This is a genomic window from Vibrio vulnificus NBRC 15645 = ATCC 27562, assembly GCF_002224265.1.
Lineage (GTDB): Bacteria > Pseudomonadota > Gammaproteobacteria > Enterobacterales > Vibrionaceae > Vibrio > Vibrio vulnificus.
Genome location: NZ_CP012882.1, coordinates 1,025,145 through 1,040,061 on the forward strand (window position 1 = coordinate 1,025,145; position 14,917 = coordinate 1,040,061).

At 47.2% G+C, this 14,917-nt stretch carries 15 protein-coding genes; 11 read left to right on the top strand and 4 right to left on the bottom strand.

What is annotated here, in order from left to right; translation table 11 throughout:
- Positions 1 to 40 precede the first annotated feature (40 nt).
- Positions 41 to 871 carry an AraC family transcriptional regulator gene (locus AOT11_RS20205; protein ID WP_017419612.1) on the bottom strand — a complete coding sequence of 277 codons (831 nt, stop codon included), beginning with the start codon at positions 869 to 871 and terminating at the stop codon, positions 41 to 43.
- Positions 872 to 1,101: 230 nt separating this feature from the next.
- On the opposite strand from AOT11_RS20205, the gene AOT11_RS20210 reads away from it, so the two are divergent.
- Together AOT11_RS20210 and AOT11_RS20215 are read left to right on the top strand one after the other, a co-directional pair.
- The gene (locus AOT11_RS20210; RefSeq protein ID WP_017419613.1) at positions 1,102 to 1,734 is read left to right on the top strand and encodes a LysE family translocator; all 633 of its coding nucleotides are present in this window, start codon (positions 1,102 to 1,104) and stop codon (positions 1,732 to 1,734) included.
- A gap of 140 nt (positions 1,735 to 1,874) precedes the next feature.
- Positions 1,875 to 2,297: a GNAT family N-acetyltransferase gene (locus tag AOT11_RS20215; RefSeq protein WP_017419614.1), complete on the top strand. Its 423-nt coding sequence runs from the start codon at positions 1,875 to 1,877 to the stop codon at positions 2,295 to 2,297.
- A 56-nt stretch (positions 2,298 to 2,353) separates the two neighbouring features.
- Here the strand turns inward: AOT11_RS20215 and AOT11_RS20220 are convergent, their stop codons facing one another.
- Complete coding sequence (locus AOT11_RS20220; protein WP_017419615.1) at positions 2,354 to 4,063, bottom strand: phospho-sugar mutase; 1,710 nt, start codon at positions 4,061 to 4,063, stop codon at positions 2,354 to 2,356.
- A 371-nt stretch (positions 4,064 to 4,434) separates the two neighbouring features.
- Between AOT11_RS20220 and coxB the strand changes: the two genes are divergently transcribed.
- Genes coxB through AOT11_RS20240 form a run of 4 tightly spaced genes read left to right on the top strand, consistent with a single transcriptional unit; the run spans position 4,435 to position 8,680 of the window.
- Positions 4,435 to 5,553: a cytochrome c oxidase subunit II gene (coxB, locus tag AOT11_RS20225; RefSeq protein ID WP_086016729.1), complete on the top strand. Its 1,119-nt coding sequence runs from the start codon at positions 4,435 to 4,437 to the stop codon at positions 5,551 to 5,553.
- Positions 5,550 to 7,181: a cytochrome c oxidase subunit I gene (gene ctaD, locus AOT11_RS20230; RefSeq protein ID WP_017419617.1), complete on the top strand. Its 1,632-nt coding sequence runs from the start codon at positions 5,550 to 5,552 to the stop codon at positions 7,179 to 7,181. Before coxB ends, ctaD begins: the two co-directional genes overlap by 4 nt.
- A gap of 9 nt (positions 7,182 to 7,190) precedes the next feature.
- Positions 7,191 to 7,799, top strand: a complete 609-nt coding sequence (locus AOT11_RS20235; protein WP_026050220.1) for a cytochrome c oxidase assembly protein — start codon at positions 7,191 to 7,193, stop codon at positions 7,797 to 7,799.
- Entirely contained in the window at positions 7,796 to 8,680 is an 885-nt protein-coding gene (locus AOT11_RS20240) for a cytochrome c oxidase subunit 3 (RefSeq protein WP_017419619.1), read from the top strand. Before AOT11_RS20235 ends, AOT11_RS20240 begins: the two co-directional genes overlap by 4 nt.
- Positions 8,681 to 8,690: 10 nt before the next feature.
- Here the strand turns inward: AOT11_RS20240 and AOT11_RS23495 are convergent, their stop codons facing one another.
- Positions 8,691 to 8,915: a DUF2909 domain-containing protein gene (locus AOT11_RS23495; protein WP_015728103.1), complete on the bottom strand. Its 225-nt coding sequence runs from the start codon at positions 8,913 to 8,915 to the stop codon at positions 8,691 to 8,693.
- Between AOT11_RS23495 and AOT11_RS20250 the strand changes: the two genes are divergently transcribed.
- The 4 genes from AOT11_RS20250 to cyoE are packed head-to-tail and all read left to right on the top strand — an operon-like array spanning position 8,914 to position 12,138.
- Positions 8,914 to 9,693 carry an SURF1 family protein gene (locus AOT11_RS20250; RefSeq protein ID WP_371287092.1) on the top strand — a complete coding sequence of 260 codons (780 nt, stop codon included), beginning with the start codon at positions 8,914 to 8,916 and terminating at the stop codon, positions 9,691 to 9,693. The genes AOT11_RS23495 and AOT11_RS20250 overlap by 2 nt on opposite strands.
- A complete protein-coding gene (locus AOT11_RS20255) occupies positions 9,674 to 10,207 on the top strand; it encodes a hypothetical protein (RefSeq protein ID WP_017419621.1) in 534 nt (177 codons plus the stop codon). The genes AOT11_RS20250 and AOT11_RS20255 overlap by 20 nt, the downstream gene beginning before the upstream one ends.
- Before the next feature lie 13 nt (positions 10,208 to 10,220).
- Positions 10,221 to 11,246 carry a COX15/CtaA family protein gene (locus AOT11_RS20260; protein WP_039447301.1) on the top strand — a complete coding sequence of 342 codons (1,026 nt, stop codon included), beginning with the start codon at positions 10,221 to 10,223 and terminating at the stop codon, positions 11,244 to 11,246.
- Positions 11,239 to 12,138, top strand: coding sequence for a heme o synthase (gene cyoE / locus AOT11_RS20265; protein WP_017419623.1), 900 nt, complete (start codon positions 11,239 to 11,241; stop codon positions 12,136 to 12,138). Before AOT11_RS20260 ends, cyoE begins: the two co-directional genes overlap by 8 nt.
- A 115-nt stretch (positions 12,139 to 12,253) precedes the next feature.
- Here the strand turns inward: cyoE and AOT11_RS20270 are convergent, their stop codons facing one another.
- Positions 12,254 to 13,327, bottom strand: coding sequence for an OmpA family protein (locus AOT11_RS20270; protein ID WP_017419624.1), 1,074 nt, complete (start codon positions 13,325 to 13,327; stop codon positions 12,254 to 12,256).
- A gap of 380 nt (positions 13,328 to 13,707) precedes the next feature.
- On the opposite strand from AOT11_RS20270, the gene aroG reads away from it, so the two are divergent.
- Positions 13,708 to 14,760, top strand: a complete 1,053-nt coding sequence (gene aroG, locus AOT11_RS20275) for a 3-deoxy-7-phosphoheptulonate synthase AroG (RefSeq protein WP_017419625.1) — start codon at positions 13,708 to 13,710, stop codon at positions 14,758 to 14,760.
- The last annotated feature ends 157 nt before the right edge of the window (positions 14,761 to 14,917 follow it).

Here is a 14,917-nt window from a genome sequence, read left to right on the forward strand (position 1 = left end):
CCTAAAGTGATGGTGATGTGCAGGCTTGTACAGAATTGCCTCATGCTAAATTTTTCACATATTGTCCAGGCGTCACCCCCATCGCCTTTTTAAAATGGCGGTGGAAATGGCTTTGATCATGAAAACCGCACTCTTGAGCCACATCCAAAATACGCCGGCCTTGGCGCAGTAGCTTTTTGGCGAGCCTTAGTCTTTGCTGTATCTGATAGGCATGTGGCGGGAATCCATAGCGTTTTTGAAACTCGCGAACAAGATGAAAAGGGCTAATGCCGCCTAGTGTTGCAAGTTCTTCTAGGGAGACGTCAGCTTGCGGAAAGTCATCAAGAAATTCTTTAACCAAGGTTAATTGACGCTGCGCTGCCGGGTTGTTTTGAGGCGATATCCGATGGGTACTGTGTTTCGCCGCGAGTTTAATCAAGGTGCCATACACCAAGGTTTCGCGCAGTAAGCGATTGTCCGAATTGGCTAAGGTGTCAAAAACCAGCCGAAGCTGCATGGCTAATTCGGGGTCGTAGACCACAGGCTGCGGAAAATAGGGGATGGCGATATTCGGTGCATTCAATTCTTCACTGAGTCTTTGAAACTGCTCTGGCACTGGGTACATGGCTTTGTACTCCCATCCACCTTCAGTGGCGGAATGGCCGTTGTGCACTTCGTCTGCGTTAACAAGAATGATGCTGTCTTGAGGCGCAACGTGGTTACCCCCGGTGCGGAAAAAACGTTGCGCACCTTTTTCAATCACGCCGATGGTATAGCCTTCATGACTGTGGCGAGAAAAGTTTTGCGTCTCATATTTGGCATCAAGTAACTCCAATCCCCCCAGTTCTGAGGCAATTTGGAAATGCGCGACTTCCTTACTGTTCTTTTTCATTATTTGCCTTGTCCGTTGAGATGATTTGAGTGTACGCCAAACCTTTCCCTCATTTTTGTACAAAATTGCTCTCAATCCTATCGCTCGGCACAATTTAGCGGAACACGCTGGTTGTTTTTGTATGATTGGTTATTAAATCGGCAAATGATGTATGTGGTGGAGGTATATCTGGTTGTTGGGGCGCTGTTTCGGTAAAATCCGCGCCCTTGTTCCAAAAGACCAGAATAAAAATGATCGATATTACTATTTTGCCTGTTTATTTAACGGCAGTGATTGCATTGTTATTGTTGCCAGGGCCAGACATGCTGCTGATTGCCAGCTCTAGCATGAGTTACGGTAAGAAAGTTGGGCTATTTGCCAGTTTGGGCAATGCCACTTCGGGGATCATCTTAACCTTGCTCGCCGCTATGGGCGTTTCAGCGTTGATTGCCATGAGCCCTTTGGCTTTGAAAGCCCTCCATTTACTGGGCGGCGCGTACTTGCTCAAAATGGGTTGGGACTGCTTGCGAACTTCTCCAGCGCAAGCGCCGCAATCTCAACATCACAATGCAATGGCATTGACTTACTACCAACGCGCATTAATGAGCAATTTGCTTAATCCGAAGGCGTTGGTTTTCTTTGTGATGTTTTTGCCTCAGTTTGTGTCGAATAACATCTCTGCCTCTTCTGGTGAACAGATGTTGGCGTTAGGTTTGCTACTCAATGTTTTGGGTTTATTGTTCAATTTTGTGTTGGTTGCTTTGGCAGGCACGGTTGGTAAGAAGCTTTTGGACAATGCGACGTTTCGGCTTTATCAGCACAAAGTGATGGGGGCGGTGTTTGTTTTCTTATCTCTTTGGATGTTATTGAATTTTAACTCGTGATAGATTGTTTGACCTAAAAGCCAGCGCCGCTGGCTTTTTTCTTAACTAGGGCTCGTAATAGCAAAAACCAAAGCATAAAAAACTAAGCAGCAATGCTTACGTTTAGCGTTGCGGGTAACGATCACACGGGAGGAAGGCGCATGGACTTGAAAACAGAATTTACCTTTGACCTACAAAATGAAGAATTTGAAACCATTCGTCAGGGGATTCGTGCTTATAATGCTCAACATCTTCCTGATGGCGAAGTGAAAAAGATCGGCTGTTTTGTTCGTAATGAGGACGGCAAATTGGTCGGCGGCCTAACGGGTGAGTGGTTTACCACCAGCGTCTTTGTGGAATTTCTTTGGTTAGATGAACACTACCGTCAACATGGCTTAGGCAGCCAATTGATGCAGCGTTTAGAACACGAGGTAAAACCTCAAGGGGTGACGGATATTTGTCTTGATACCTACAGTTTCCAAGCGTTGGATTTTTATCTCAAATTGGGGTTTGAGAAGGTTGGCCAATATAGCAATTACCCAGCAAAAGGCATCAATAAGTACTTCTTGCAAAAAGTCATTTAATCATTAGGCAGGTATAGCAAAAGAGCACACTCATACGTCGAGTGTGCTCTTTGTTTTTATGACGATGACAAACTTTGTTGATGGGCTGCAATGAGCGTATTCATTTTGCTCTCGGCCTTAAACTGCGCGGTTTGGTAATCCAACTCAGCAGGAAAATCGCTAATCACCTCGTAGTAGCACTTCAGCTTCGGCTCAGTGCCTGAAGGGCGGACGATAACGCGTGAGCGATCTTCAAGGTGATAGATCAGAACATCGCTGGCAGGCAGGTTAATCGCTTCTGTCACGCCATTGGTCACGTATCGTAACGACGCTTTGAGATCTTCAATCACCGTTACTTTCTGCCCTGCTATGATTTTCGGCGGTTTGGCTCTCAGTTGGTCACCGATGGGTGGCGAATCAGGCGATAAGGCAATACTGCGCTGCGCGTTAAAATAGAAGCCATGTTGACGATAAAGCTGCTCTAATTTATCCCACAAGGTAAGGCCATTTTCTTTCAGTTGTGCCGTGAGCTGGGAAAACGCGACCAGCGCTGATAAACCGTCTTTATCCCAAACTTTATTGCCTACGGTGTAGCCTAGCGCTTCCTCATACGCAAACAGGAACTGCTTGTTATCGCTTTGCTGAGCCATGGCAACATTAGTGAGCCACTTAAAGCCTGTGAGCGTTTGGTAGTAATGGGCACCGTGCTGTTTGGCGATGTCAGCCAACAAGCGAGAAGAGACAATGGTGTTGCCAACCAGTTGTTTGCTAGCATCCACGCTGCTGAGGAGATAGTCGGCGAACAACGCACCCACTTGATCCCCTGTGAGCATTTGGTAGCTGCCATCCGGTTTGCGAACAGCAACGGCGAAGCGGTCGGCATCTGGGTCATTGGCACAAGCAATCTCTGCATCGACGGTTTTTGCTAGATCCATCACCATATCCATTGCCCCAGCTTCTTCTGGGTTCGGGAAGTTTACCGTCGGAAATGTGCCATCAGGCTCTCGTTGTTCTGGTACACTCAGCACATGAGTAAAACCGGCATCGGCCAGCAGTGTCTCGGCCATCTCAGCGCCGACACCATGCATAGCGGTGTAGGCGATGGAGATATCAACCGCATGGCTCGATTTTAACAATGGGTGAGTGTTCATCGCTTGGCGATACGTTTGGTAGTAGTCATCTTTGAGCCAAACCAAAAGGCCGTGTTTTTCCGCATCACTCAATGACATGAGAGGGATAGGTTTGTGCGTCGCTTGCTCAATCTCGCCGGCAATACCCGCGTCATGAGGTGGAATGATTTGTGCGCCATTTTCCCAATAGACTTTAAAGCCGTTGTATTCCGGTGGGTTGTGGCTTGCGGTAACCACTACTGCCGCTGCGGCATTAAACTGTTTGACACCAAATGCCACCACTGGTGTTGGGGCTACTTTATGGGTGAGGTAAACCTTAATGCCCAACGCGGTGAGTACAGCGGCCGTGTCGTGAGCAAATTGCTTCGAATCGGTTCGGCCATCATAGCCAATCACCACACCACGACCAGCCGCGTTACGAATCGTCTCGATGAGATAATGTCCGAGCCCTGTCGCGGTTTCTTGAATGACAAGTCGGTTCATGCGATTTGGTCCCGAACCGACTTTTCCACGTAATCCGGCGGTACCAAATTCAAGCCTGCCGCGAAAACGGTCTTGCAATTCTTCCGTCATCTTCTCATCGATGAGGTACTGAAGTTCTTCACGGGTGCGTGGATCCGGATCTCTGGCCAACCAGTCAGTGACTTGTTTTAGCATACGATTTTTCCTTACTCTCTCTGTTTTCTTTAAATTAAATGATAATAAATATCATTTCCGTGATGCCAAACGATTACTGAAATCATAAAAATTTCATTTGTTCTAAAGATAGACAATTTCTCTACCTTAAGTGTTCTTATTGACAAGATTGTTTGTTGTTTTGTGGATATTTTCTTGAAGAAAGCCATAACTGAGTCTAGCTTTTTAACATAAATATAACAAAGAGTGTTGAAATCAGGGTTTTGCCCTTTTTTTACTGGTTTGTTCGGTAGTTGCAGTCCGAAATGATCAATCTCAACGTTGGCGCGGTGAGTCAGAGGAGACAGCTTTTGAAGAAACGATTTCTCACACTGATGGGGCTGTTTGACCTGATGCTAGTAGGCTTCGGTGCGCCAGCCATTGCATCGCAAACAGAGTTCAATATGACCCAAGGGGTCACACAGATCAGTCAGCAGGTGTATGAGCTGCACATGCTGATTTTTTATATCTGCTGTGCCATTGCACTGATTGTGTTTGGGGCCATGTTCTATGCCATTTTCAAACACCGAAAATCGAAAGGGGCCGTCGCCGCGCATTTTCATGAAAGTACCAAAGTGGAAGTGATATGGACGGTGATTCCGATTTTGATCCTCGTCGCGATGGCGATTCCTGCCACCAAAACGTTGGTAGCGATGGAGGACACATCTCAATCTGATCTGACGGTTAAAATTACCGGTTCTCAGTGGAAATGGCACTACAGCTATTTCGGGGAAGACGTTGAGTTTTTCAGTTTACTGGCAACCTCGCAAAAGCAGATTGATGGTCTTGAAGTTAAAGGGGCCAATTATTTGTTGGAAGTGGATAATCCTCTGGTCGTTCCCATCAATCGTAAGATCCGTTTTCTTCTCACTTCTGATGATGTCATTCATTCGTGGTGGGTGCCCGACTTTGCGGTGAAGAAAGATACTATCCCCGGTTTCATCAATGAAGCATGGACGCGCATCGACAAGCCCGGGGTATACCGTGGCCAGTGTGCTGAGTTGTGTGGTCGAGCGCATGGTTTTATGCCCGTAGTGGTGCATGCCATGGAAGAGAACGATTTTGAACAATGGCTTGCGAGCAAGAAAACCGAGTTAGCCGAAGCGAAACAAGCGGCAGCATCGGCACTGAAGCAAACATTGTCGCTGGATGAGTTGATGGCTCAAGGTGAAGCAATTTACGCCGCGCGATGCGCGGTTTGCCATCAAGCCAATGGCATGGGGATCCCTGGAGCCTTTCCGGCCATTAAAGGCAGTGCGATTGCGACTGGAGATCACGACAAGCACATCGACATTGTTCTTAATGGTAAAGCAGGAACCGCAATGCAAGCTTTTGCCAATCAGCTTTCTGAGCAAGAGATTGCTTCGGTGGTCACGTATCAACGCAATGCCTTTGGTAATGACACAGGTGATGCGGTGCAAGCGGCTGACGTCAACGCCCATAAAGCGCAGAGTCGCGGGGAGGGACAATGAGTCAATTTGAAAAACCGGTCAAATCTGCGTCGGCAGAAAGTGAACTGTCTAGTGCTGTGGTAGTGGAAAGCGATGCTCATGAACATCATCAACCTTCTGGCATAGGCCGTTGGATCTACTCCACCAATCACAAAGACATTGGCACGCTCTACCTTTGGTTTAGCTTCATCATGTTTTTAACCGGTGGTGCGATGGCAATGGTTATTCGCGCCGAACTCTTTCAACCGGGTTTGCAATTGGTGGACCCGCAATTCTTTAATCAAATGACCACAGTTCACGGCTTGGTGATGGTGTTTGGCGCGGTGATGCCGGCCTTTACTGGCCTTGCCAACTGGATGATCCCGATGATGATTGGTGCGCCCGATATGGCGTTGCCAAGAATGAATAACTTGAGCTTTTGGATTTTGCCTTTTGCTTTTTTAATCCTCATTGGCTCGCTGTTTTTGCCCGGCGGCGGTCCTGATTTTGGTTGGACTTTCTATGCGCCACTTTCGACCAAGTATGGCCCCGATAGTACGGCGCTGTTTGTGTTTTCTGTGCACATTATGGGGATCAGCTCCATCATGGGCGCGATCAATGTGATAGTGACCATCGTTAATATGCGTGCGCCGGGTATGACCTGGTTCAAGCTACCTATGTTCGTTTGGACTTGGTTGATTACGGCATTTTTGTTGATTGCTGTGATGCCCGTGTTGGCAGGGGCTGTGACCATGGTGCTGACCGATAAGTATTTCGGCACCAGTTTCTTTGACGCGGCGGGTGGTGGTGACCCTGTGATGTTCCAACACATCTTTTGGTTCTTCGGCCACCCTGAAGTCTACATCATGATTTTGCCGTCTTTCGGTATTGTCTCCGCCATCATCCCAGCGTTTAGTGGTAAAAAGCTTTTTGGCTATCATTCTATGGTTTACGCCACCTGCAGTATTGCATTGCTCTCGTTTGTTGTGTGGGCACACCATATGTTCACCACTGGCATGCCGGTATTTGCCGAGCTGTTCTTTATGTATTGCACCATGCTGATCGCTGTTCCGACTGGGGTTAAAGTGTTTAACTGGGTTGCGACTATGTGGCGTGGCTCGTTGACGTTTGAAACGCCGATGTTGTTTGCAATTGCCTTTATTGTGTTGTTCACCATTGGTGGTTTCTCCGGCCTGATGTTAGCGATTGTTCCTGCGGATTTTCAATATCACGACACCTATTTTGTGGTGGCCCATTTCCACTATGTACTGGTGTCTGGTGCTGTGTTCTCCATCATGGCGGCAGCCTATTATTGGTTGCCCAAGTGGACGGGGCATATGTACGACCAGCGGCTAAGTTTGTGGCATTTTTGGTGCTCGGTGATTTCAGTCAATGTCCTTTTCTTCCCAATGCATTTCCTTGGCTTGGCGGGTATGCCACGACGTATTCCAGACTACGCGATTCAGTTTGCTGATGTGAATCAGATTGTTTCGATTGGCGGATTTGCCTTTGGCTTGTCACAGCTTATCTTCCTCTGGTTGGTGATTAAATGCGTCAAAGGGGGTGACAAGGCCGCAGCCAAACCGTGGGAAAGAGCGGAAGGGTTGGAGTGGACAGTGCCAAGCCCAGCCCCACATCACACTTTCTCGACCCCGCCAAAAGTGGATTGAGGTGACATGATGACGAAAGGAAGATCGAACCACGTTCTGACTCTTAAGCTGACGATGGCGGCTTTGGCGATGTTTGGTTTCGGTTTTGCTTTGGTGCCTCTGTATGACGTGATGTGCGATGTGCTTGGCATCAATGGTAAAACCGATAACGTTGCCGTGGCGGCTCCGGTAGGGTTACAGATTGATACCAGCAGAACCATTCGCGTCGAGTTCATGGCGCATGTTTCACCGGATATGCCGTGGAGCTTCAAACCACAATCGGTCACGCTCAATGTGCATCCGGGAGAAGTGATTCAAACGGCGTATCTGGCGCAAAACCTCAGCCAAGAGATCTTAGTTGGTCAGGCCGTGCCTTCGGTGTCTCCGGGGCAGGGCGCAGCATTTTTCAACAAGATTGAGTGTTTTTGTTTTAATCGCCAACCCATTGAAGGAAATCAGTTGGCACAGATGCCACTGATTTTCTACATCGAGCCTGACTTACCAACCGAGATTCACACATTAACGCTCTCTTATACCTTGTATCGTTTACCCGTTGAACAAGCCGACAGAGAGAAACTCGCGCAATTATCTGGACTCAAGGAGGCAACCAATCCAGTGCCTCAGGGAGCTGAGCTATGAGTAACAAACATCCGTCCTATTACGTTCCTGCCCAAAGCAATTGGCCGATTCTTGGCGCTTTTGCGCTGTTTATGATTGCTGTCGGGGCTGGCATGACCGTTCAGGGTACGCAAATAGAAGGGCCCGTGGGGCCAATCGGCAATGTGATTTTAATCATCGGTTCTTTCACCTTGCTGTATATGTTGGCAGGGTGGTTTAGCAATGTGATCACCGAGTCACTCACCGGAAAATACAGCGAGCAGATTGCCCGCTCTTTTCGACAAGGAATGAGTTGGTTTATTTTTTCTGAGGTGATGTTTTTCGGGGCGTTTTTTGGTGCGCTTTTCTACGCAAGAATGGTGGCAGTGCCGTGGCTTGGCGGGGCAGACAACAATGCCATGACGCATGAGATCTTATGGCCAAGCTTTGAAGCCTTTTGGCCTTTGACCACCACACCGTCTGGTCAAGAAACACAAGCGATGCCATGGCAAGGAATCCCTTTGGTTAACACCATCATTTTGTTGACCTCATCGATTACCCTGCATTTGGCGCATACCAGCTTAGAGAAAAATCAACGTATGGCGTTGATTGTTTGGTTGGAGATCACCATCGTTCTTGCGGGCTTCTTCCTTTTCTATCAAGTAGAAGAATATGCCCATGCTTACCAGGAAATGGGATTGACACTGCAATCGGGCATTTATGGCAATACCTTCTTCCTCTTGACGGGTTTTCACGGCATGCATGTGTTCTTGGGTACGACGTTTTTGATCGTGTTACTCGGCCGCATCGCCAAAGACCATTTTACGCCGAAAGATCATTTCGCCTTTCAAGCGGGTAGTTGGTATTGGCATTTTGTTGACGTGGTTTGGCTCTGTTTGTTTGTTTTTGTCTACGTTCTGTAATGCAATCAATTTAGTATGGTCTTGGGTTGGGTTCTACCCAACCTGTTGTTAATGCAATCAGCAGAAACAGCACGACCAATGCGGAGAGCATCACTCTGCGCCCCAAATAGTGGCTCATGGATTTCCCATTGGGAGAAGAGTCGGCTCGCACCATATGGAATAGGGCTAAACCCAAGTTGGCAATAATGAACAATAGCAAAAGAACCAGTATCAATTTGAATAGAAATATCGGCATAGTGACTCCGAAAGCTGCGTTGATCCGATCGCCCGGCGCCATTGTCGCCGCATTGTTAACTTTGGTCGTATTTACCCTGTTGGTCAAACTGGGTTTATGGCAGCTCTCGCGTGCAGAGGAAAAATCGCAACTTGAAATAGAGTTACAACAGCGTGCTTTGCAAGCACCGCAGCCCTTGCTTGATGTGCTCAATGTGGAACACGCAGCCGCGTTTTCGGTGACGGGAGTGAGAGTGGAAACCAATGTCGCGCCAAGTGCGTTGCCTATTGTGCTGCTCGACAACCAAACGTGGAACGGGCAAGTGGGTTATCTTGCTTATCAAGTGATGGCATTGATGGATGAACCGGGAAGTTATCTGCTGGTGGAACTCGGTTTTGTCGACGGTGGTTTACAACGCCAATTTCTCCCCAAAGTGCAAGGTTTTCGTGAGCCTCTGTTTTTAACCGGGCGGTTGTATCAAAAATCCGTTAACCCATTGAGTGACCAACTCCATTTAGAACTGAGTGATCCCATACGAGTGCAAAACATGGTGATAGCGGATCTCAGTAAACAACTCAACGTAAGTCTCATACCGACATTGTTTCAGCCTGATAACCTCACCCATTGGCCCTATCCTCAACCTTGGCAGCCACTGAATATGGGGAGTCAAAAACATTTTGCCTATGCGATGCAGTGGTTCGCGATGGCTCTGGTTTTATTGTTGATTTCTTCGATGATTTTTGTTCGCTACCTACGCATTCGCCGCAAGGAGGTGTCGCATGATTTCCACACAAAATAGAGGCCGTTTCATTCTGCTGCTGTTGGTTCTCACATTTGCTTTGCCCGCCATTGTCGCGAAGGTGGTATTGGAACAACATTGGTACCAATCCGGTGTTTCAAATAAAGGGGAGTTAATAGAACCCTACACCACCTTACAAAGTCTCGGACAGGAGAACCCATTTCAGGGAAAAGGGTGGCAACTGGCGTATTTGTTGCCCACGTCTTGTGAAGCACTTTGCCAGCAGCAACTTCATCTCTTAGGCCAAAATCATCTCGCTTTGGGCAAATATCAAGAGAGAGTCGAAGCAGTAGTTTGGGCATTTTCTCCAACAACAACTAATCTTAATTATGAGCAGGTTGTGATAACAAAACAGATTGAAAGCGTTTTGAAACCGGGGGATATGGTGATCGTCGATCCACTAGGTCAGTTGGTGATGCGCTACCCACTGAACGCCACCAAGTCACTCATAGAGCAAAACAAAGAAATACTCTCAGATCTGAGGAAGCTGCTTAAACTTTCGCGAGTTGGTTGAAGGGGAGGGAACCATGAATCTTCATCGGATTATGGTACAAATTGCGTTAGTGTTAACGTCGGTGGTGATACTACTTGGTGCTTACACGCGGCTTTCGGATGCAGGGTTGGGATGCCCTGACTGGCCTGGTTGTTACGGCCATCTCACGGTGCCGAATACCGCGGCGGAATTGAGTGTCGTAGAGGATAACTTTCCAGGCATGATGGTTGAGCCAAGCAAAGCGTGGCTGGAAATGATTCATCGCTATTTTGCAGGTAGCTTGGGTGTGCTGATTTTCGCCATTACGTTACTCTGTCTGTTTAAAGCCAAAGCACCGAAGGTGGTGCCGATTGTGCTCTCACTGTTGGTTGTTGCTCAAGCGTTGCTAGGCATGTGGACTGTGACCATGAAACTCATGCCAGTGGTGGTGATGGCGCATTTGCTCGGCGGCTTCTTACTGTTTGTGTTGCTTGCGATTCTCTATTGCCAACTCAAACCAACCGAATTTATGGTGGACTGGCAGTTTGTCGATCCCAGACTGCGGTTTTTCTCATTTTTCGTTATCGCCGTGGTGGCTTTGCAAATCCTTTTAGGCGGGTGGACGTCATCCAATTACGCGGCACTAATGTGCAGTGAACTGCCGATTTGTGAAGGGGATTGGGTAAGCTATCTGGATTGGAAGAACGCGTTCGATTTTTGGAATTTAGGCCACCACACCTATGAGTTTGGCGTTTTGGAATACCCCGCCAGAATGACCATTCACGTCACGCATCGTATTGGTGCGATGGTCACGTTTTTCTGTGTAATGACCTACTGCTTTTGGCTCTATCAACAAAGCGAACCTATCGTTCAGCAACTGGCCATTGCGATTGGGTTGATTCTGTTGGCACAGGTGGGATTGGGCATCAGTAATGTTCTCTATCAGTTGCCACTCTCTGTCGCGGTGGCTCACAACTTAGGTGCCGCACTACTGATTATGTTGGTGAGTGTGAGCAGCTATGTGCTTTGGCAGGAACAGCCGGGTATAGAACTCAATTTCGAGGGATTTAAATATGAGTAAAACGTTATCCGTCGACAAGCCACAAACACGATCTTTATGGAGTACTTACTGGACGCTTACCAAGCCCAAAGTGGTCGCGTTGATGTTGTTGACATCAGTGGTTGGAATGAGCTTGGCGCCTCATGAGCAGTTTACGTGGCATCAGGCACTGATCGCCTTGATCGGCATTGCGCTCATGGCGGGATCGGCGGCAGCGTTCAATCATCTGATTGATAGAAGAATCGATGCCAAAATGGCAAGAACATATCGTCGGCCGCTTCCTAAAGGGGATGTCAGCCCCTTCAATGTGCTGTTGTTTGCGCTTCTGATTGGTTCGTTAGGGTTTCTATCGCTAATGCTTTGGGTAAATAGCCTCACTGCCTATCTCACTTTTGCCAGTTTGTTGGGCTATGCGGTGGTTTATACGCTCTATTTAAAACGAGCGACCCCTCAAAATATCGTGATTGCAGGTATTGCTGGTGCGATGCCGCCTTTATTGGGTTGGACATCGATAACGGGTGAGTTACATCCTCATGCATGGTTGTTGGTGATGATCATTTTCATTTGGACCCCTCCGCATTTTTGGGCGTTGGCGATTCACAGAAAAGAGGATTATGCCAAGGTGAATATCCCCATGCTGCCAGTGACGCATGGCGTTGAATACACCAAAACGTCGATTCTTCTCTATGCCATTCTGCTGGCGTTGGTTTGTATGCTGCCCGTATTGGTTGGAATGGCCAGCTATCTCTATTTATTTAGTGCACTGGTGCTGAATGTCTGTTTTGTGCTGTATGCGATAAAACTCAAGTTTCGAGCTGAAGAACGCACCGCGCTCGAGATGTTTCGTTTCTCTATCTACTTTTTGTTGCTGTTGTTTTGCGCTTTGCTACTTGATCAGCAACTGGCTGGGTAAGTTGCGACTCATCCTCTTTGTCTTGCGATGGAGAAGCATGCTGAGAATCGATGTGATGGTGGTTAAGATGGCAAAAAGGGAGCAACTTGCTCCCTTTTGTCATAATGTCACAGGCTTACTGTGCTGGTTGTTGTAGCTCTTGGTACTCAAAGCTAGGAATCGTCACTTCCACACGACGGTTTTGAGCACGACCTTCAGCTGTTTTGTTTGAAGCAATAGGTTGAGATTCACCGGCGCCACGCACCTTAAGCTGCTCTGCTTTCACGCCTTGCTCGACCAAGTAATCCGCGACCGCTTGAGCGCGCTGCTCAGAGATACGTTGGTTCACTTTTTCAGAGCCGGTTGAATCGGTATGGCCAACAATTTCAGCTTCTGCATCTGGGTATTTAATCAATACTTCAGCCAATGGAGCTAACGCTTGTTTACCGCCAGCAGACAATTTGCTGCTGCCTGTTGCGAATAGCTCTTGGTTGTATTGCTGATTAGAGAATTTGGTCACCCACTCTGGTTTAGGTTCAGGTTTTGGCTCTTCAGCTAAAAGAATTGGTTCAGCAACAGGCTCTTCTTGCTTCACTTCTTCAGCTGGTCTTGGCTCAACTGCCGTTTCATTCGCTGCCGCTGCCGCAGTGGCTGCTGAGCTAGCACCACCAAACAGATAGGTAATACCGATACCAAAGAAATTCGCGTCCATATCTTTCACGATGTCATCGGACATATCTTGATAACGCTGGTACTCTGCACGCGCTTTAAAGCTTTCGGTTAATGCGTATTCAAGCCCCAAAGAGCCAGTCGGAACAAGGTCTTTATCATCGCCATAGATCATGTATGCCGCGCCAACTTTGGCAAAAGCATCGAGCTTTTCATTCAGTGGTAGGCTGAACTTCGGTGCCAGTGTGTAAGCGGCCAGTTTTGCTTCAGAGAAATAGCCGTTAGAGAAGTTCGTTTCATGCTCACCAAGAAGGTCGATCCCTAGCTCAGCAGAGACATGTTTGCTGAAGTTGTAGCCGTAATAAAGGCCAAAACCTGCGGACTCGTCGTCACACTTTGAGCTTACGTAACAAGCGTCGTCTAGATTTACATAGCCAATTTTGCCTCCGAAATAGAGATCTGACCAAGCTGCGTTCGCTGTTGCTGAGAAAAAACCACTGCTAGCGAGCACCGCAGATAGGGTGACGGCTAATTTTTTCATATATTTTCCTTAATTTATGCTTAAGTTCATCAATGTGCATATTGGTGCTGTTTAATATATTTTAAAAAATCACCAATTCCAATTTGATGTGTTTATTTTTTCTCATTCTAGTAACAAAATGTAATTGAAAAAATAGCATTCCAACCAATAGATTCGTACAAATGCTAATTTCTAAAGAATAAGACAACTATGTTTGGGTGTAATTATTTTTTTACATAGCATGTAAAGCGTAAAATTATTTAAAAATTTGCCTTCTTTTAAAAAAAGTGCTTGCGGTATTGTTTTTCTGCCGATAAGTTACTTGCCTATACCAAGAAGAAAGGGCGGTCGGTAGCCGTATCCCTAAAATTTTCGCCCAGAGATAGTGATAGGAAGAAGCAATGTTCCAAACAGATGATGTAAGAATTAATAACGTTAAAGAGTTACTTCCACCAGTAGCTGTTTTAGAGAAGTACCCAGCGACTGAAACCGCTTCTTCGACAACCTTCCAATCGAGAAATGACATTCACAACATTCTCATCGGCAAAGACGATCGCCTGCTGGTTATTGTCGGCCCTTGCTCTATCCACGATCCTGTAGCCGCGGTTGAATACGGCAAGCGTTTGAAAACGCTGCGTGACGAACTCAAAGGTGATCTTGAAATTGTTATGCGCGTTTACTTTGAAAAGCCACGTACCACGGTGGGCTGGAAAGGTTTGATTAATGACCCGTACCTCAACGATACCTACAAGTTGAATGATGGTTTACGAATGGGCCGAAAACTGTTGTTGGATCTTACCGATATGGGTCTTCCAACGGCGAGTGAGTTCCTTGACATGATCACACCACAGTATGTGGCAGATTTGATCAGTTGGGGTGCTATTGGTGCGCGTACCACGGAATCTCAGGTTCACCGTGAACTGGCCTCGGGTCTTTCTTGTCCGGTTGGTTTTAAAAATGGCACGGATGGCAACATTAAGATTGCAAGTGATGCGATTCGCTCAGCAAGTGCTTCTCACCATTTCCTATCGGTAACGAAATACGGCCATTCTGCTATCGTTGAAACCGCGGGTAATCCGGACTGCCACATTATTTTGCGTGGTGGTAAAGAGCCAAACTACAGTGCAGCGCATGTTTCAGCAGTAAAAGAAGAGCTAGCTACATCGGGTTTACCACAAAAAGTGATGATCGACTTCAGCCACGCCAACAGCTCCAAGCAGTATAAGCGTCAAATGTTGGTCGCAGACGATGTCTCTGAGCAGCTAGCGGCTGGTGAAGAAGCTATCTTTGGGGTGATGATCGAATCACATCTTGTGGAAGGTCGACAAGATCTTGTGGAAGGTAAAGCGGCGACTTATGGTCAGTCGATTACCGACGCTTGTATCGGTTGGGAAGATACTGAAACTGTGCTTCGCCAATTGGCAAATGCAGTGGCAGCTCGCCGAGCAAAATAGCCCTGTTTAGTCTCCCATTGTGTTATTGAGTAAGCCAGCGATTCGCTGGCTTTTCTTTTTCAATGTGATGCGTAGTGAAAAGAGCGATAAGAGTCCTGCTTTTGCGAGCCATAGAGAAGGTGCTAACTTCTGTCTATTTTAAAATCACTCATGTCTT